Source organism: Nakamurella deserti (genome assembly GCF_003260015.1).
Classification (GTDB): domain Bacteria; phylum Actinomycetota; class Actinomycetes; order Mycobacteriales; family Nakamurellaceae; genus Nakamurella; species Nakamurella deserti.
Genome location: NZ_QCXS01000002.1, coordinates 2,028,808 through 2,046,058 on the forward strand (window position 1 = coordinate 2,028,808; position 17,251 = coordinate 2,046,058).

Here is a 17,251-nt window from a genome sequence, read left to right on the forward strand (position 1 = left end):
TCACCCGGGGGCGTGACACGCGGCCTCCAGGCTGATGCCCAGCGGGTCGGTGACGAAGCCGCCGTAGTAGTCGGCGTGGTACTCGGGATGGACCGCGGGCGCCAGCTCCTCGGTCGCCCCCGCCGCCATCGCCGCCCGGTGGAAGGCCTCCACCTCGCCGCGGTCGCCGGCGGTGAACGCGAGGTGCATCCCGGTACCGACCACCCCTTTCTCCAGCAGCCAGAAGAACGGCTTCACCTCGGCCCAGCCGAACCCGACCATGGCGTGCTGGCCGGGGAAGGCGGGGATGGTCAGGATCCGCACGATCCCCAGGGTGGCCAGTACCGGCTCGTAGAACGCGACGGCCGCGTCCAGGTCGGGGACGGCGACGTTGAGGTGGTCGATCTGCGATCCGGAACGGTCGGTCATGGTGGTCCTCTCGACGGCCGGCGGACGTCGTGCCCGCACGATGGCCACCGTCGCAGCCGGAGCGGACGCAGGATGTCCGCTCTGCGCGGATGATCGGGGAATGGCCACCACCTCCGCCCGGCTCCTGCAGCTGTTGTCCCTGCTGCAGTGCGACGGCGCCTGGACCGGACCGGCCCTCGCCACCGCCCTCGGGGTGTCCGACCGGACGGTGCGTCGCGACATCGACGCGCTGCGGACCCTGGGGTACGCGGTGGACGTCAGCCGCGGGGCGGGCGGCAGCTACCGGCTCGGCACCGGGCGGCGGCTGCCACCCCTGGTCTTCGACGAGGAGCAGGCGATGGCCGTGGCCGTCGCGCTGCAGGCGGCACCGCGGTCGATCGTCGGGCTGGACGCCGCGGCGGCCCGGGCGCTGACCACGCTGCTGCAGGTGCTGCCGGGACGGCTGGGCCAGCAGGTCGCCGGCCTGACCATCACCTCGGTGACCAACCTGTGGGACCTGGCGCCGCCGCCGGTGGACGCGGCCGTCCTGCGGGACGTCGCCACCGCCATCCACCGCACGGAGACGCTGCGGTACGACATCACCGGCGCCGCACCAGGTCCCGCGGCGACGCTGGAGCCGCACCATCTGGTGTCGTGGGCCGGTCGGTGGTGCCTGCTCGGTCGGGAGCCGACCGGTGGAGGGTGGCGGGCCGTGCGACTGGACCTGCTGACGCTGCGGACGCCGAACGGTCCCCGCTTCGACCGCCGGACCATCCCCGGCGGTGACGTCGCCGCGTACTTCAGTACGCTCCCCGACCGCGGCGACAACCTCGACCACTGGCCGTGTCAGGGGTCGGCGGTCGTCGAGCAACCCGCCGAACTGATCGCCCGGTTCGCGCCCGGCGGCACCAGGGTGCAGCCGATCGGCCCCACGAGCAGCCGGGTGACCATGGGCGCATGGTCGTGGAACGGCATCGCCGCACTCCTGGGCTCCTTCGACGCGGTCGTCCGGGACGCCGAACCCGCCGCGCTGCGGGAGGCCTGCCGGGAGCTCGCGTCCCGCTACCGCTGACCAACTCCGGACGGTGATCCCACGGTTCCCCGGCAGTCCGCCGAACGCCCGGGGTCACTGCGGTACGGTGCCTGGATGTCACCCCATCACGGCCTCGAGCTGACCAGCGAGACCATCCGCCGGGCACCGAAGGTGCTGCTCCACGACCACCTGGACGGCGGCCTGCGCCCGTCGACGGTCATCGACCTGGCCGCTCGGATCGGGCACGAGCTGCCGGCGCAGACGCCGGCGGAGCTCGCGCACTGGTTCGTCACCGCGGCGAGTTCCGGCGACCTGGTCACCTATCTCGAGACGTTCGCGCACACCGTCGCGGTGATGCAGACCCGCGAGGCGTTGATCCGGGTCGCGTCCGAGTGCGCGCAGGACCTCGCCGCCGACGGCGTGGTCTACGCCGAGGTGCGGTTCGCACCCGAGCTGCACACCGAGCAGGGCCTGCCGATCACCACCGTGGTCGAGGCGGTGCTGACCGGGTTCGCCCACGGCGAGGCCATGGCCGCCCAGCAGGGGCACCCCATCGTCGTCCGTGCGCTGCTGACCGCCATGCGGCACGCCGCGCGGTCGCGCGAGATCGCCGAGCTGGCGGTGAACTACCGCGACCGCGGCGTCGCCGGCTTCGACATCGCCGGCGCCGAAGCGGGTTTCCCGCCCTCGCGGCACCTGGACGCCTTCGAGTACCTGAGCCGCGAGAACGCGCACTTCACCATCCACGCGGGCGAGGCGTTCGGGCTGAAGTCGATCTGGGAGGCACTGTCGTGGTGCGGCGCCGACCGGCTCGGGCACGGCGTGCGGTTGATCGACGACGTCACCGTCGGCGACGACGGTGTCGTCCGACTCGGCCGGCTCGCCGCCTACATCCGGGACACCCGGGTGCCGCTGGAGATGTGCCCCACGTCCAACGTCCAGACCGGCGCCGCGCCGTCCATCGACGAGCACCCGCTGGGACTGCTGGCCCAGCTCAAGTTCCGGGTCACCGTCAACACCGACAACCGGCTGATGAGCGGCTGCTCGATGACCAGCGAGATGACGGCGGTGGCCAACGCTTTCGGTTACGGCTGGGCCGATCTGCAGTGGCTCACCCTGAACGCGATGAAGTCGGCGTTCCTGCCCTTCGACCGCCGGTTGGCCATCATCGACGAGGTCATCAAGCCCGGCTACGCGGCCCTGCTGGCCGGCTGAGCACAAAGCTCCCCGACTCGGGTAGCGATGTTCCCGCTGAGCGGGCACATTCCTCCCCGACTTCCCGGCCGGCGACGGCGCATCGGAATCCGGTGGAGATGTTCCCGCTGAGCGGGCACATTCCTCACCGACTCGGGGCGGATCGTGCTCAGCGCAGGACGTCGAGGATCAGCGGGGTCGCGGTCACGGATGTGCCGGGGGCGGCCACCGTGAGCGCCGCCTCGACGAGGGCCACCGCCTCGGGGAGACGGTCCTCGTCGTCGGTGCACAGCTCGAACACCGGTTGCCCGACGCGGACCGGCTCCCCCGGCTTGGCCAGGCACACCACGCCGGCGGCGGCCTGCACCAGGTCCTCCTTGCGGGCGCGGCCGGCACCGAGCCGCCAGGCCGCGACGCCGACGCCCATCGCGTCCAGCGCGCTGACCGTGCCCTCGGTGGTCGCACGCACCACGTGCCGGATCAGCGGCGTCGGCAGCTCCGCATCGGGGTCGCCCCCCTGCCCGGCGATCATCGCCCGCCAGGTGTCCATCGCGGCGCCGCCGGCGAGCGCGACGGCCGGATCGGTGTCGAGCCCGGCCAGCGCGAGCATCTCCCGGGCGAGCGTCAACGTCAGCTCGACGACGTCGGCCGGTCCCCCACCGGCCAGTACCTCGACCGCCTCGGCGACCTCCACCGCGTTCCCCGCGGCCCGGCCCAGCGGAGTCGACATCGCCGACAACACCACAGTTGTCGTCACGTCATGGGCGGCACCGATGTCCATCATCGAGCGGGCCAGCGCGGTCGCCCGCTCCTGATCGGGCATGAACGCCCCGGCACCGACCTTGACGTCGAGCACCAGCGACGGGGTGCCCTCGGCGATCTTCTTGCTCATGATCGACGCCGAGATCATCGGGATCGACTCGACCGTGGCGGTGACGTCACGCAGCGCGTAGAGCTTGCGGTCGGCCGGCGCGAGGTCGGCGGACGCGGCACAGATGACCGCCCCGACGTCGCGCAGCTGGCCGACCATCCGGTCCGCCGGCAGCACCGCCGACCAGCCGGGGATGGACTCCAGCTTGTCCAGGGTGCCACCGGTGTGACCGAGTCCGCGGCCCGACAGCTGCGGCACCGCCGCCCCGCAGGCCGCCACCAGCGGCGCCAGGATCAACGAGACCTTGTCCCCCACACCGCCGGTCGAGTGCTTGTCGACGACGGGCCGGCCGATGCCGGCCAGGTTGAGCCGGATGCCGGAGTCGATCATGGCGGCCGTCCAGGTGGACGTCTCCTCCGAGGTCATCCCGTTGAGGTAGATCGCCATCAGCAGCGCCGACATCTGTTCCTCCGCCACGGCTCCCGCGGTGTAGCCGTCGACCATCCAGCGGATCTGCGCGTCACTGAGCGGCCGGCCGTCCCGCTTGGCCCGGATGACGTCGACGGCGGCGATCGCGTTGCTCATCCGACCAGTATCGCCGGGGCCGGTAGACCCGGTCGGGACCGGGCCGCGCGCCTGGCAGGATCGATCCGTGACCGCAACGCTGAAGGCCGACGGCCTGGGAGCCGGGTTCGGTGACCGGACCCTGTTCACCGATTTCGACCTGGTGATCGCCCCGGGGGACGTGGTCGGCCTGGTGGGCGCCAACGGCGCCGGCAAGTCGACCCTGCTGAAGATGCTGGCCGGGATCGAGACACCCGTCGAGGGCCGCGTGACGCTGTCGCCGTCGGACGCGACCGTCGGCTACCTGCCGCAGGAGGTGGAACGCCGGGCCGGCGAGACGGTGGCCGGGCACCTCGCCCGCCGCACCGGCGTCGCCGACGCGCAACGGGACCTCGACGCGGTCACCGAGGCGCTCACCGCCGGCGAGCCGGGCGCGGACGACGCGTTCACCCCGATCCTGGACCGCTGGCTGGCCCTGGGTGGCGCCGACCTGGAGAGCCGCACCGATGCGGTGCTGGCCGACCTGGGACTCCACGTCGACCCGACGATGCCGATGACGGGACTGTCCGGCGGGCAGGCCGCGCGGGTGGGACTCGCGGCGCTGCTGCTGTCCCGCTTCGACGTGCTGCTGCTGGACGAGCCGACCAACGACCTCGACCTGGACGGCCTCGATCGGCTGGAGCGCTTCGTGACCGGCGCCCGCACCGGCATCGTCCTGGTGTCCCACGACCGCGAGTTCCTGGCCCGCTGCGTCAGCACCGTCGTCGAGCTCGACCTGGCCCAGCAGCAGATCAGCGTCTACGGCGGCGGCTACGAGTCGTACCTGACCGAGCGGGAGGTCGCCCGGCGGCACGCGCGGGAGGCGTTCGAGGAGTACGCCGACAAGCGGGACGAGCTCAAGGAGCGTGGGCAGATGCAGCGCACGTGGATGGATGTCGGCATCCGCAAGCAGGCCATCGCACGCAAGAAGGACAACGACAAGATCGCGCGGGCGTCGCGGATCGAGCAGACCGAGAAGCAGGCCGCCAAGGTCAGCCAGACCGAGCGGATGCTGGAGCGGCTGCCCGAGGTGGCCGAGCCCCGCAAGGAATGGAAGCTGCACTACACGATCCAGGCGGCGGGCCGGTCGGGTTCGGTGGTGGCGACGCTGCGGGACGCGGTGGTGCAGCGCGGCGACTTCACCCTCGGACCGGTGAGCCTGCAGGTCGACCTGGGCGACCGGATCGGTGTCACCGGCCCCAACGGCGGCGGCAAGTCGACGCTGCTGGCGCTGCTGCTGGGGCGACTGACGCCCTCCGTTGGGGCGGCGGCCCTGGGCTCCGGGGTGCAGATCGGTGAGATGGACCAGGCCCGGCAGCTGCTCACCGGCGGCGCCACCCTGCTGGACGCGTTCGAGGCCGAGGTACCCGACTGGGCGCCGAACGACATCCGGACGCTGCTGGCCAAGTTCGGGCTCGGGGCGCACCACGTCCTGCGGCCGACGGCGACCGCCTCGCCGGGTGAGCGCACCCGGGCGGCGATGGCGCTGCTGCAGGCCCGCGGGGTGAACCTGCTGGTGCTCGACGAGCCGACGAACCACCTGGACCTGCCGGCGATCGAGCAGCTCGAATCGGCGCTGGAGAGCTACACCGGGACGCTGCTGCTGGTCACCCACGACCGGCGGATGCTCGACGCCGTGCGGCTCAACCGCCGCTGGCACGTCGAGGCCGGGACCGTCACCGAGCGCTGAGGCGCCGCCGGTGGTGACGGATCGGGGCACCGGACACCCGGTCAGCGGTCACGAAGGGCCCCGATCCGAGCGGTGCCGGGCGATGAGGGAGAAGCCGGCCAGGAAGCAGAGCACCGCCGACACCATCACACCGTTCTCGACCCAGAAGCCGGGCCGCCCGGGAATGACGTCCTTCATCACCATCCCGAGGAACACGAGAACGGTCCCGGCGGTGAACTGCCGCCAGTCCTCAGCGGTGAGTTCACGCTTCCGTCGGGTGGGCGGCTTCGGTCGCCGCTCCGTCGAGTCGGGGAGGACCCGGAACACCAGCACGCCGAGAACGGCGGCCGCCAGCGCCCAGCCCGTGGCCACCCGTCGCTGACCGGTGTCGACGACCCAGGCCCACGCGGCGATCGCGTGGACCAGCTCGAGCACCGCGAGCGCCAGACACCACCGTCGCACCGTCCGCGCGCTCGCTTCGAACTTCTGTCCCGCCACGACGGCACGGTACGAGCCGGTGGACGGCCGCCGGCACCCACCTGGCAGATCGGGGCAAGAACTTCCGCTGAGCGGTCGGGGACCTCCCCGGTTCCGACGGCCGGGGCAGATCCGGTCAGGCGTCCTTCAGCTCACCCCAGGCGTGCCAGCGCTCGATGGTCAGGTGCGTGTACACCCGGGGGCGCACATGATCGGGGTAGGGCTGTCCGCCGTAGTGGATCGAGAGCCGGTCGATCTGGCGGTGCCCGACGTCGTCGAGGATGTCGCCGATCCGGCCCTGCACGCTGGCCTGGGTGTACCAGCTGGCTTCCGACAACGCGGTGAGCGAGACGCGTGGGTCGTGCCGCATGTGCTCCAGCCGGGCGCGGCCGGCGTCCAGGCCCAGCAGGATCGTCCCGTCGTCCTCGAGCAGGTACCAGGTGGCCACCGAGACCGGCCGGCCGTCCGTCGCGACCGTCGCCATCACGGCAGGGTTGGGCAGGCGCAGGAAGTCGCGGACACGGGCCGGAAGTGGTGTCGTGGGCATGCCGGAACGCTACCCAGCGCCCCGGAGGTCTGCTCGACACGGCCGTAGAACCAGGTGTGTCGCGCTCGCAGCGTGAACACCTCGAGCCAGACGGAACGTCGCGCGGCCGGGCACCGTCCGGCCGTCCTCACCGCGAACGACACCGCGCTGCGTGGGTGGGCCGAGGTGTCGGTCGGGAACGCCGGAGCCGCGGAGCCACGACAGCGCGTGGCGGCGCCGCCGCGAGCGCTGAGCGTCGACACCGTTCCGGCGAACGCCGTGAGACACCTCAACCGGCTCCGACTCACCGCCGGACGGCGGCGTGACGTCGTGGGAGAGCTCCCCGGACAGGCCGCCGCACTGGATGTGGCGGTCGCCCCGCCCTGGGGTCGGGGTGGCGCCGGACACCGTCGATCCACCGCGTCAGCACACCGGGCGCCCAGGGAGCACCGGCTGGGTGCTGACGACGTAGGTGCCGTCGGGAGTGGTCCAGTCACCGATGTCGTACGGCCCCGTGGTGATGTCCATCAGCTCGTCGGCGACGCTCCCGGTGAGCGTGACGCAGCGGCCCTCGCCGGCGAGGGCGACCAGCAGCGCGGCATCCAGCGGCCAGTCACCACGGCCGGCGACACCGGTGGCGCCATCGGACGGACGCGCAGACATCATCATCGCCGACGGGCGCCAGGGCTCGTCCCCGCTCGCCGCGTCCCGCAGATCGGCCAGCACGTCGACGAAGGCGTTCCTCGCCTCGACCACGTCGGCCGGTAGTCCCATCGACGCATCGGTCGGGAAGTCCAGCGCGGAGACGCTGCGAGTGCCGCCGTTCGCCGTGAAGGTGAGGGTCACCGACCCTGCGTCCGTCACGACCGCCGACACGAGATCGTCGCGGAGCGGCACCGCATGCCCGGGTGACGCCATGAAGACGTCCAGGATGGAGCGCAGCTCGTCCGGATCGGCGCGGCCGATGGTCGCCCGGTCCCACCCACCCCACGGCGCCGGCTGGATCACCGTGCCGTCGGTGTAGGCGATCCACTCGGGCACGCCGTTCCGGTACGCCGATTCGGCCGCGTTGCCGCCCGAGAAGCTGATCATCGCCACCACCCCGGCACCGAGCGGGTTCTCCTCACGGGGCGGTCGTCGCCCGGTGAGGTCCCCGGAGTACGTCGTGGTCGCCCGGTGGTCGGCGGTCGGTGCGGTCACCGGCGTCTCGCCGCACGAGACCAGCAGGATGGCGACGAGCATCGCGGCGATCGGGGTCCGGCGCATCGGTGTCCTCCCCACCCGCGCCGCGTGGTCAGCGGCAGCATCCACCAGACGGGTCCGGCAGACCTGCGGTTGCATCCGGCGTCAGGTCAGGTCCAAGCCCAGGTCCAACGCCGGCGCGGAGTGCGTGAGCGCCCCGACGGCCAGGTAGTGCACGCCGGTGGCGGCGACGGCGTGCGCCCGATCCAGGGTCAGGCCGCCGGACGCCTCGAGCCGGACCTCCGGATAGGCGGCCGCCCGGCGCACCGCGGTCGCGGTGTCGCGCAGCGAGAAGTTGTCCAGCAGAACGAGGGTCGCGCCGTGGTCGAGGGCCTCGGTGAGCTGGTCCAGGGTGTCGACCTCGACCTCCAGGGCGATGTCGGGTCGCAGGCTCCGGACGGCGGCGATGGCCGCACCCACCGAACCGGCCGCGGCCACGTGGTTGTCCTTGATCAGCGCGGCATCGCCCAGCGACATCCGGTGGTTGCGCCCACCGCCGCAGCGCACCGCGTACTTCTCCAGCGACCGCAGGCCGGGCAGGGTCTTGCGGGTGTCGCGGACGACCGCCCCCGTCCCGGCCACCGCGTCGACCCAGCGACGCGTCTCGGTGGCGATCCCCGAAAGGTGGGTCACCAGGTTCAGCGCCGTCCGCTCGGCGGTCAGCAACCCGGCCAGTGCGCCCTCGACCCGCAACGCCACCGTCCCGGGTGCCAGCACCCCGCCGTCGGCCACTTCGAGGTCGACCTGGACGTCCCCGCCGAGCACCTGGTCGAACACCGCCACCGCCAGCGGCCCGCCGGCGAGCACCCCGCTCTGCCGGCTCACCATCAGCGCGGTCCCGTGCACGTCCGGGCCGACCGTGGCCATCGTCGTCACGTCCGGGCCGTCGCGCAGGTCCTCCTGCAGCGCCCGGCCGACCACCGCGTCGATCTCGTCGGAGCGCAGACCGGCCGCGGCGAGCTGCGCCTCCTGCGCCATCCACGCCTGGACGCTCATCGGTTGGCCACCTCTCGTCCGCTGGGCCGCCGATCATCCACCACCGGTGCGCCGTCGCGCCAGGACACGAACAAGGAGCCGACCAGCCCGTCCGGCCGGTCATCGGTCCGCACGTGGCATCCCACGCCGGCGCTCCGCGCGGTGGCCGCGGCCGCCAGTACGGCACCGACCTGCGCCAGGTTCGTGGCCTCGACCGACGCCCGGCTCGGCCCCGCGCCGCCCGGCCCCCCGTCGGTGATCCGCCCCGCGAGGCGACGCACCGCCCCCAGTCCGACCGCGTCCCGGCCGATCCCGGCGTACCGACTCATGCTGCGCTGGAACTCCTCCCGCCGGGCCGGCGGGCACCACCGGGTCGCCGGCGCCCGCACCGTCGCGGTATCGGCCGCCCGCACCGGCTCGGCCGCGATCGCCGCCGCCGCCCGGCCACCCATCACCAGACCCTCGAGCAGCGAGTTCGACGCCAGCCGGTTCGCACCGTGCAGTCCCGTCCGCGCCACCTCCCCCACCGCCCACAGCCCGGGCACCGAGGTCCGCCCGGAGCGGTCGGTCCACACGCCCCCGCAGCTGTAGTGCGCCGCCGGCGACACCGGCAGCAGGTGCCGGTCCAGGCGCAGCCCCAGCTCGCCCGCGGCGGCGGCCACCGTGGGGAACCGCCGAGTCACCTCCGGTACCGCCCGCGCGTCCAGGAAGACATGATCGTCGATCCCGCACACGTTCTCGGCCATCCGCCGGGTGACGGCCAGTGCCACGACGTCCCGCGGGGCCAGATCACCCGCCGGGTGCACGCCGGCGGTCACCGAACGGCCCGCGCCGTCGACGAGCACCGCACCCGCACCGCGCAGGGCCTCGGTCACCAGGTCCCGGCGCCCGGCGGCGACGCCGCCGAACAGCGCGGTGGGATGGAACTGCACGAACTCCAGGTCCGCGGTCACCGCACCGGCCCGCAGGGCCATCGCCACACCGTCGGCGGTGGCCACGGCCGGGTTGGTGCTGGACGCGAACAGCTGACCCAGCCCGCCGGTGGCCAGCACCACCGCGGCGGCGCGGATCGAACCCGTCGTCCCGTCCGGCGTGAGGACCCGGACCCCGACGGCGGTGCCGTCCGGCGAGAGGGCGACGTCGAGAGCGAGATGGTCGGCCAACGTCACCGGCAGCCCCTGCGGCGCGGTCAACGCCCGGGCGACCTCCGCGCCGGTCGCGTCGCCGCCGGCGTGGACGATCCGGTCGGCGTGGTGCCCGCCCTCCCGGGTGCGCAGCAGCACGCCGTCCGGGTCGGTGTCGAACACCGCGCCCCGGCGGCGCAGCCGGGCCACGGCCGTCGGGCCCGCGGCCAGGATGTCGCGGGCCGCGACCGGATCGCAGAGCCCGGCGCCCGCGCTGAGCGTGTCGGCGAGATGCGCCCCGACGCTGTCGCCGGCCGCCTCGTCCACCACGGCGACCCCGCCCTGCGCCCACCGGGTACTGCCGTCGTCGACGCCGGCCTTGGTGACGACGAGGACCGACAGGCCGTAGGCGGCCGCGTCTCTGGCGCAGGTGAGCCCGGCGACGCCGGAACCGACGACGACCACGTCCGCGGCCGCCTCCCAGGCGGTCACTCGCCGCCGCCGGGGCGACCGATCGCGATCATCGCCTCCACGGCCCCGCGCGCCGCGGCGGCGGTGACGGCGTCGACGGTCACCTCGTCGCGTCCCTCGCGGAGCGCGGTCAGCAACCGCTCCGGGGTGATCATCTTCATGTACGCGCAGGACGCGCGGTCGTTGACCGCGCGGAAGTCGATGCCGGGAGCGGCTTTCCGGAGCTGGTGGATCATCCCGATCTCGGTGGCCACCAGCACGCTGCGGGCCTCGGTCGCCCGCGCCCGGTCCACCATCTCGCCGGTCGACAGGATCCGGACCCGTGACTTCTCCACGATGCCCGCACCGGCGAGATAGATGGCGCTGGTGGCACATCCGCACTCCGGATGGATGAACAGCTCGGCCTCCGGTGCGGCGGCGGCGGTCTCGGCCAGCTGCCGGCCGTTGATGCCGGCGTGCACGTGGCACTCGCCGCCCCAGACGTGCATGTTGTCGCGTTGCAGCGTGCGCCGCACGTGGGCACCGAGGAACTGGTCGGGGCCGAACAGCACCTCGCGGTCGGCCGGGATCGACGCCACCACCTCGACGGCGTTGGAACTGGTGCAGCAGATGTCGGTCTCGGCCTTCACCGCGGCGGTGGTGTTGACGTAGCTGACGACGACGGCGCCGGGATGTTCGGCCTTCCAGCCGCGGAGCTGCTCGACGGTGAGCGAGTCGGCCAGCGAGCAGCCGGCTCTCGCGTCGGGGATCAGCACCGTCTTGGCCGGCGCCAGGATCTTGGCCGTCTCGGCCATGAAGTGCACGCCGCAGAACACGATGGTCGACTGCGGGGCGGCGGCGGCGATCCGGGACAGGGCCAGCGAGTCCCCCACGTGATGGGCGACGTCCTGGATCGCGGGCAGCTGGTAGTTGTGCGCCAGGATGACGGCGTCACGCTCGTCGGCCAGGCGACGGACCTCGGCGGCCCAGGCCAGGTGGTCGGTCTCGGCCGCACCGATGAGGGCGGCGTCGCTCTGCGACGGGGCGCCGTCGGGCGACCGGCGGGGGTTCGTGACGGCGGGGATGACGGACATGGGGCGACTCCCGATCTGGCGGGTTTTCGACTGGTAGGCGAAAACGAGTCGAGGCTAGCACGGTGCAGGACGGCGACACGGCGCCCGTAATCTCGATCGTCGTGACCCCTGACGCTTCCCCGCCGTGCGACCCGCTCCGGCACGAGGTCCTCGCCGCGGTGTTCGGCGTCCGCGCGGACGCGCAGGGCTTCGCCTCGCTGCACGTCCTCGTCTGGCAGCGCGCCCAGGCGCCCGACGCCGGACGCTGGGCCCTCCCCGGTGGCGACCTGGCCGCCGGCGAGGACGTCGAGCGCTCCATGCGGCGCCACCTCGCGGACAAGGTCGACCTGGCCGAGGTCGCCCACCTCGAGCAGCTGGCCACCTTCTCCGACCCCGCACGGGTTCCCGGCCGGCGGGTGGTGGCCACCGCGTTCGTCGGGCTGGTGCCGTGGGGCGTGCACCCATCACTGCCGGCGGACACCGCGTGGCGCTCGCTGGACCATCTGCCACCGACCGCGCTGGATCACGGCCGCATCATCGACCGCGCCCACGAACGGCTCCGGGGCAAGCTGTCGTACACCAACATCGCCTTCGCGCTGGCCCAGGACTCCTTCACCATCGCCTCGCTGGCACGGATCTACTACGCGGTGCTCGGTCACCACGTCGATCCGACCAACCTGCAGCGCATCCTGGCCCGCCGGGGGATGCTGCAGCGCACCGGCGGGACGGCCTCCCCCGGACCGGCCGGCGGACGCCCGGCCGCGCAGTACGCCTTCACCACCCGCGAGCTGCGGGTCACCGACCCGTTCGCCGCCTTCCGGCCACCGGACCACTGAACCGGCCGGGCGGGCTGATCACTGTCGGCGTGATGGCAACCGGATTTCGGTGACGATCACGCCGAACCAGCAGGCCGGGACGGCTGCCCGGGCGACACGGTCCCGCCGCTCGCTTCCGGCGTGGATACGACCGGAATGCGGTGATGGTCACGCCGAACCGACGGACGAGAGACCGGGTGGGTCCGGCCCGGCTGGGCCCGACATCGTGAAGGGTTGTGCCCGCTGAGCGGGCACAACCCTTCACGGGTTGGGTAGGAAAACGCTCAGCCCGGCAGGTGCTCCGGCCCGAAGGCGTCGGGCAGCACCCAGCTCATCGGCTTGACCCCCGACGGCGTGTCGACCAGCAGATCCGCACCGCCGAACTCGTAGATCACCTGCCGGCACCGGCCGCAGGGCATCAGCAGGTCGCCCGCCCCGGACCGGCAGGCCAGCGCCACGAGCCGACCGCCGCCGGTCAGCCGCAGCTGGCCGACCAGGGCGCACTCCGCGCAGAGGCCGAGCCCGTAGGAGGCGTTCTCGACGTTGCAGCCGGTGATGACGCGGCCGTCGTCGACGACCGCCGCCACCCCGACCTGCAGCCCGGAGTACGGGCAGTAGGCGTGACCGGCTGCCTCGACCGCGAGCCGGCGCAGTGCCTCCCAGTCGTAGCCGTCGGCCAGCGCGGCGGTGGTCTCGTCGGGCTGGGTGCTCAATGGTTGTCCCCGGATCGGTACGGCAGGCCGGCGTGCGCCGGTGGTCTGAGTCGTTGGGAGGCGACGGCGAGCACCAGCAGTGTCACCACGTACGGCGTGATCGTCACCAGGTCGGCGGTCAGCGCGTCGACCGTCAGGTACAGCGCGAGGAACCCGACGGCGCACACGAAGGCGATGACCGCCGCCCGCATCCGCTTCCGGCGGAGCTGCAACAGCGTGATCATCGCCAGCAGGAACGCCACGAACAGGAACAGCGCCGGGATCGCACTGGATCCGAGCAGCTGCAGCGCGTCGGTGAAGCCGAACAGCGACGCGCCGCCGAGCAGCCCGGTCGGTCGCCAGTTGCCGAAGATCATGATGGCCAGGCCGATGTACCCGCGGTTGGCGGTCTGTCCCTCGCGGTAGGCCGAGCTGGCCACGATGGACAGGAACGCACCACCGAAACCGGCCAGGCCGCCGCTGACGGCCATCGCCAGGTAGCGCAGCCGGATCACCTTGACGCCCAGGCTCTCCGCCGCGGCCGGCGCCTCGCCGGAGGACCGCAGGCGCAGCCCGAACGCGGTGCGCCACAGGATGAACGCGGTCAGCGGCACCAGCAGCAGGGCCACGATGGTGGCCCACGACAGGTCGGTGAGCACGCCCCTCAGCACGCCGGCGGCGTCGGACACCACGGGGATCTTCTCGTCGTAGAGCGAGCCCAACAGGTCCGAGGTGGGCTGGCCGCCCACCGCCCCACCGGCCAGGTAGGGGGCGGTGAGCGACTCCACGGGCGCCATCTGCGGCGGCGACTTGGACACGCCACCGCCCTGCTGCCCGTTGAAGAAGATCTCCGACAGGTACTGCGTCGCCCCCAGGGCCAGGATGTTGATCGCCACACCGCTGATCACGTGGTCGACGTTGAACTTCACCGTCGCCACCGCGTGGATCAGGCCACCCAGGCAGCCGCCCACGATGCCGAGCAGGATCCCGGTCCAGGGACCGAACTTCCACGCCCCGTAGGCGCCGAACCAGGTGCCGAGGATCATCATCCCCTCGATACCGATGTTGACGATGCCCACCCGCTCCGCCCACAGGCCGGCCAGTCCGGCGAGCAGCAGCGGGATCGACAGCCGCAGCGTCGCCGAGACGGTGCCGGGGGCGGTGAGCTCGTCGGCGCCGGTGATCACCCGGACGATCGACAGCACCACGAACAGCACGACGGCGGCCAGGATCAGCTTGCCGCTGGTGGAGCCCAGGAAGCTGCGGCGACCGGGGTCGGGCGCGGCGTCGGCCGACCGGCCCGCCACCTTGCTCAGCTGGTCGGGGCCGATGCCCGACGTCGAACGCTGCGGATCCAGGGTCATGCCGCCACCCGCCCCGTGACCACGCCGGACGTGGAACTCCGCACAGCACACCTCATGTCAGCACCTTCCCGGTGTCCAGTGCCTTCGACGTGCCCCGGGCCGTCCGTTTGTCCAGCCACCGCCCGACGAGTCCGTTGACCACGACCACGGTCAGCACGACCACGCCCTGGATGATGTCCACGATCGACTTGGGCACGTCCTGGATCTGCAGGATGCCCGAGGACGCCTGCAGGAAGCCGAAGAGCAGTGCGGCGACGACGATGCCGCCGGGGTGGTTGCGGCCGAGCAGGGCCACGGCGATGCCGGTGAACCCCAGGCCGGTGGCCAGACCCGGCCGGTAGGAGTGTTCGTCGACCATCAGCGCCTGCATGCCGACCAGCCCGGCGATCGCACCGGAGATCATCATCGACCGGACGATCATCTTCCGTGAGTCGATGCCCGCGGTCTGCGCCGCCACCGGGTTCAGCCCGGACGAGCGCAGCTGGAAGCCGAAGGTGGTGCGGAACAGCAGCAGCCAGACCAGGAACGCCACCACCACGGCGAGGACGAAGTACCAGGACAGCGAGCCGTTGCCGGTGGAGATCATGCTGCCGATCCAGCCGTTCTCGGGCAGCGGCTCGGTCTTGACGTCCAGCGAGGTCCGCCCGGTGCTGTCGACCTTCTCGAAGCGGAAGTAGGTGTTGTAGAGGAAGGCGGTCAGGCCCACCGCGATGGCGTTGAGCATGATCGTCGAGATCACCTCGTTGACCCCGCGGCGCACCTTCAGCACCGCCGGGATCCACGCCCACCCGGCGCCGAACACCATGGCGACCACCAGGATCAGCAGGATCTGCAGCGGTCCGGGCAGCACCAGGCTGGATCCGATGACCGCGGCGGCCAGCATCGCCACCCGGTACTGACCCTCGACGCCGATGTTGAACAGGTTCATCTTGAACCCGATCGCCACCGCGCAGCCGGAGAGGATCAACGGCCCGGCCCGCTTGGCCGCGTCCAGCAGCTGGGTGGACTGAGTGCCGTAGTCGAACATCTGCCCGTACACCGACAGCGCGTTGTGACCGGTGAACTGCAGCAGCAGCCCACCGAGGACGAAGGCGATCGCGACCGCCGCGATCGAACTGAGCGCGGTGTATCCCAACCGCTGCCAACCGGCCCGATCCATCAGGCGACCTCCTGCTCTCCGCCGGTCATGTACGTGCCCAGCAGTTCGGGGGTGGCCTCGCCGGGGGTCAGCGAGGCGGTGATCCGGCCGTCGTACATCACCAGGATCACGTCGGACAACGCGAGGATCTCGTCCAGGTCGGCGGAGATGAGCAGCATGCCGGTGCCGCCGTCGCGGGCCTGGCGCAGCTCGTCCCAGATGGTGGCCTGGGCACCGACGTCGACGCCACGGGTGGGATGCGCGGCGATCAGCACGCTGGGGTCGGACTCGAGTTCGCGGCCGACGATGAGCTTCTGCTGGTTACCGCCGGACAGCGCGAACGCGGGCACCGTCTCGTTCGGGGTCCGGACGCCGAAGGTGGTGATGATGTCGCGGGTGTCGGCCTTGACCGCCGCCGCGTCGACGAAGGGGCCCTTGCGGAACTTCGGCTCGATCTCCCGGCCGAGCAGCGCGTTCTCCCACAGCGGCGCGGACAGCATCAGTCCCTCGCGGTGCCGGTCGAACGGGATGTAGCCGATGCCTTCGCCGCGGGTCTGCTGGGCGGTGAGCTCGGTGATGTTGCGGCCCGCCAGGCGGATCGTCCCGGAGGCCAGCGGACGGATGCCCATGATGGCCTCGCACAGCTCGAACTGGCCGCTGCCCTCGACGCCGGCCACCCCGACGATCTCGCCGCTGCGGACCCGGAACGAGACGTGGTCCACGACGTCCTTGGCGCCCGCAGAGCCCCCGACCACGACGTCGGTGAGCTCCAGCCGCACCTCGTCGGCCACGGCGGTCGTCCGCGGCTCGGAGGTGGGGAGCTCGAAGCCGACCATCATCTCCGAGAGGCTCCGCCGGTCGACGTCCTTCGGGGTCACCGAGCCCACCGTGGTGCCGGCGCGGATCACCGTGATGTCGTCGGCGACGGCCAGCACCTCGTCGAGCTTGTGGGAGATGAAGATGATGGTCGCGCCGTCGGCGACCAGCAGCTTGAGGCTGTCGAAGAGCTCGTCGACCTCCTGCGGCACCAGCACCGCGGTCGGCTCGTCGAGGATCAGGATCCGCGCACCGCGGTAGAGCACCTTGATGATCTCCACCCGCTGCCGGTCGCCGACGCCGAGCTCGGCGACGAGCCGCCGCGGGTCGATGTGCGAGCCGATCAGGCGGGCGCAGTCACGGAACCGCTGCTCGGCCGCCCGCAGATCGATGCGGCCGCCCTTCTGCGGCTCGGAGCCCAGGATGACGTTCTCCAGCACGGTCAGGTTGTCCGCCAGCATGAAGTGCTGGTGGACCATGCCGATGCCGGCCGCGATGGCGGCGGCGGGCGACTTGAAGGTGACGGTCCGGCCGTTGACGCCGATGGTGCCGGCGTCGGGCTGGTGCATCCCGTACAGGGTCTTCATCAGGGTGGACTTGCCGGCGCCGTTCTCCCCCACGATCGCGTGGATCGTGCCGGGGCGGACCTTCAGCCACACGTCCTTGTTGGCGATGACACCGGGGAACCGCTTCTCGATGCCGTCCAGCTCCACCGCGAGGGGCGCGCCGGACGCCGGTCCGGCCGGAGGGACGGGTGCCGCCACGGGACTGCTCACGGGTCCTACCTCTCTCAGGGGCGCGT

Annotated in this window: 16 protein-coding genes; 4 read left to right on the forward strand and 12 right to left on the reverse strand. The window is 72.3% G+C overall.

The window, feature by feature from the left end; all coding sequences use genetic code 11:
* Positions 1–408 (reverse strand): VOC family protein, encoded by a 408-nt coding sequence (locus tag DB033_RS09230; RefSeq protein WP_111766414.1) that lies wholly within the window; start codon positions 406–408, stop codon positions 1–3.
* 100 nt (positions 409–508) lie between these two features.
* Between DB033_RS09230 and DB033_RS09235 the strand changes: the two genes are divergently transcribed.
* Positions 509–1,459, forward strand: coding sequence for a helix-turn-helix transcriptional regulator (locus tag DB033_RS09235; RefSeq protein WP_111766415.1), 951 nt, complete (start codon positions 509–511; stop codon positions 1,457–1,459).
* Between the two features lie 75 nt (positions 1,460–1,534).
* A complete protein-coding gene (locus DB033_RS09240; RefSeq protein ID WP_111766416.1) occupies positions 1,535–2,635 on the forward strand; it encodes an adenosine deaminase in 1,101 nt (366 codons plus the stop codon).
* A 148-nt stretch (positions 2,636–2,783) separates the two neighbouring features.
* Here the strand turns inward: DB033_RS09240 and DB033_RS09245 are convergent, their stop codons facing one another.
* Complete coding sequence (locus DB033_RS09245) at positions 2,784–4,070, reverse strand: thymidine phosphorylase (protein WP_111766417.1); 1,287 nt, start codon at positions 4,068–4,070, stop codon at positions 2,784–2,786.
* A 67-nt stretch (positions 4,071–4,137) separates the two neighbouring features.
* On the opposite strand from DB033_RS09245, the gene DB033_RS09250 reads away from it, so the two are divergent.
* The gene (locus tag DB033_RS09250) at positions 4,138–5,778 is read left to right on the forward strand and encodes an ABC-F family ATP-binding cassette domain-containing protein (RefSeq protein ID WP_111766418.1); all 1,641 of its coding nucleotides are present in this window, start codon (positions 4,138–4,140) and stop codon (positions 5,776–5,778) included.
* A gap of 48 nt (positions 5,779–5,826) precedes the next feature.
* Here DB033_RS09250 and DB033_RS09255 read toward each other — a convergent pair whose 3' ends face one another.
* The 6 genes from DB033_RS09255 to nadA form a co-directional block, all read right to left on the reverse strand.
* Positions 5,827–6,255 (reverse strand): hypothetical protein, encoded by a 429-nt coding sequence (locus DB033_RS09255; RefSeq protein ID WP_111766419.1) that lies wholly within the window; start codon positions 6,253–6,255, stop codon positions 5,827–5,829.
* 115 nt (positions 6,256–6,370) lie between these two features.
* The gene (locus tag DB033_RS09260) at positions 6,371–6,781 is read right to left on the reverse strand and encodes a TIGR03618 family F420-dependent PPOX class oxidoreductase (protein ID WP_111766420.1); all 411 of its coding nucleotides are present in this window, start codon (positions 6,779–6,781) and stop codon (positions 6,371–6,373) included.
* A 402-nt stretch (positions 6,782–7,183) separates the two neighbouring features.
* The gene (locus tag DB033_RS09265) at positions 7,184–8,026 is read right to left on the reverse strand and encodes a hypothetical protein (RefSeq protein WP_111766421.1); all 843 of its coding nucleotides are present in this window, start codon (positions 8,024–8,026) and stop codon (positions 7,184–7,186) included.
* 81 nt (positions 8,027–8,107) lie between these two features.
* On the reverse strand, positions 8,108–8,998 hold the full coding sequence (nadC, locus tag DB033_RS09270) for a carboxylating nicotinate-nucleotide diphosphorylase (protein WP_111766422.1): 891 nt from the start codon (positions 8,996–8,998) through the stop codon (positions 8,108–8,110).
* Positions 8,995–10,593 carry an L-aspartate oxidase gene (gene nadB / locus DB033_RS09275; protein WP_111766423.1) on the reverse strand — a complete coding sequence of 533 codons (1,599 nt, stop codon included), beginning with the start codon at positions 10,591–10,593 and terminating at the stop codon, positions 8,995–8,997. Before nadB ends, nadC begins: the two co-directional genes overlap by 4 nt.
* Positions 10,590–11,645 carry a quinolinate synthase NadA gene (nadA, locus tag DB033_RS09280; RefSeq protein WP_111766424.1) on the reverse strand — a complete coding sequence of 352 codons (1,056 nt, stop codon included), beginning with the start codon at positions 11,643–11,645 and terminating at the stop codon, positions 10,590–10,592. The genes nadB and nadA overlap by 4 nt, the downstream gene beginning before the upstream one ends.
* A gap of 101 nt (positions 11,646–11,746) precedes the next feature.
* On the opposite strand from nadA, the gene DB033_RS09285 reads away from it, so the two are divergent.
* The gene (locus tag DB033_RS09285; protein WP_157970600.1) at positions 11,747–12,460 is read left to right on the forward strand and encodes an NUDIX hydrolase; all 714 of its coding nucleotides are present in this window, start codon (positions 11,747–11,749) and stop codon (positions 12,458–12,460) included.
* A 263-nt stretch (positions 12,461–12,723) separates the two neighbouring features.
* Here DB033_RS09285 and DB033_RS09290 read toward each other — a convergent pair whose 3' ends face one another.
* The 4 genes from DB033_RS09290 to DB033_RS09305 are packed head-to-tail and all read right to left on the reverse strand — an operon-like array spanning position 12,724 to position 17,225.
* Positions 12,724–13,152, reverse strand: a complete 429-nt coding sequence (locus DB033_RS09290) for a cytidine deaminase (protein ID WP_240615809.1) — start codon at positions 13,150–13,152, stop codon at positions 12,724–12,726.
* Positions 13,149–14,495, reverse strand: coding sequence for an ABC transporter permease (locus tag DB033_RS09295; protein ID WP_111766425.1), 1,347 nt, complete (start codon positions 14,493–14,495; stop codon positions 13,149–13,151). The genes DB033_RS09290 and DB033_RS09295 overlap by 4 nt, the downstream gene beginning before the upstream one ends.
* Positions 14,496–14,547: 52 nt before the next feature.
* Positions 14,548–15,654, reverse strand: coding sequence for an ABC transporter permease (locus DB033_RS09300; RefSeq protein ID WP_111766426.1), 1,107 nt, complete (start codon positions 15,652–15,654; stop codon positions 14,548–14,550).
* Complete coding sequence (locus DB033_RS09305; protein WP_240615810.1) at positions 15,654–17,225, reverse strand: ABC transporter ATP-binding protein; 1,572 nt, start codon at positions 17,223–17,225, stop codon at positions 15,654–15,656. The genes DB033_RS09300 and DB033_RS09305 overlap by 1 nt, the downstream gene beginning before the upstream one ends.
* Positions 17,226–17,251: the final 26 nt, after the last annotated feature.

Bases quoted from the DNA above. Each gene is read 5' to 3' on its own strand.
- DB033_RS09230 (WP_111766414.1), bottom strand. From the start codon at position 408: ATGACCGACCGTTCCGGATCGCAGATCGACCACCTCAACGTCGCCGTC.
- DB033_RS09235 (WP_111766415.1), top strand. From the start codon at position 509: ATGGCCACCACCTCCGCCCGGCTCCTGCAGCTGTTGTCCCTGCTGCAG.
- DB033_RS09240 (WP_111766416.1), top strand. From the start codon at position 1,535: ATGTCACCCCATCACGGCCTCGAGCTGACCAGCGAGACCATCCGCCGG.
- DB033_RS09245 (WP_111766417.1), bottom strand. From the start codon at position 4,070: ATGAGCAACGCGATCGCCGCCGTCGACGTCATCCGGGCCAAGCGGGAC.
- DB033_RS09260 (WP_111766420.1), bottom strand. From the start codon at position 6,781: ATGCCCACGACACCACTTCCGGCCCGTGTCCGCGACTTCCTGCGCCTG.
- DB033_RS09265 (WP_111766421.1), bottom strand. From the start codon at position 8,026: ATGCGCCGGACCCCGATCGCCGCGATGCTCGTCGCCATCCTGCTGGTC.
- nadC (WP_111766422.1), bottom strand. From the start codon at position 8,998: ATGAGCGTCCAGGCGTGGATGGCGCAGGAGGCGCAGCTCGCCGCGGCC.
- nadA (WP_111766424.1), bottom strand. From the start codon at position 11,645: ATGTCCGTCATCCCCGCCGTCACGAACCCCCGCCGGTCGCCCGACGGC.
- DB033_RS09295 (WP_111766425.1), bottom strand. From the start codon at position 14,495: ATGACCCTGGATCCGCAGCGTTCGACGTCGGGCATCGGCCCCGACCAG.
- DB033_RS09300 (WP_111766426.1), bottom strand. From the start codon at position 15,654: ATGGATCGGGCCGGTTGGCAGCGGTTGGGATACACCGCGCTCAGTTCG.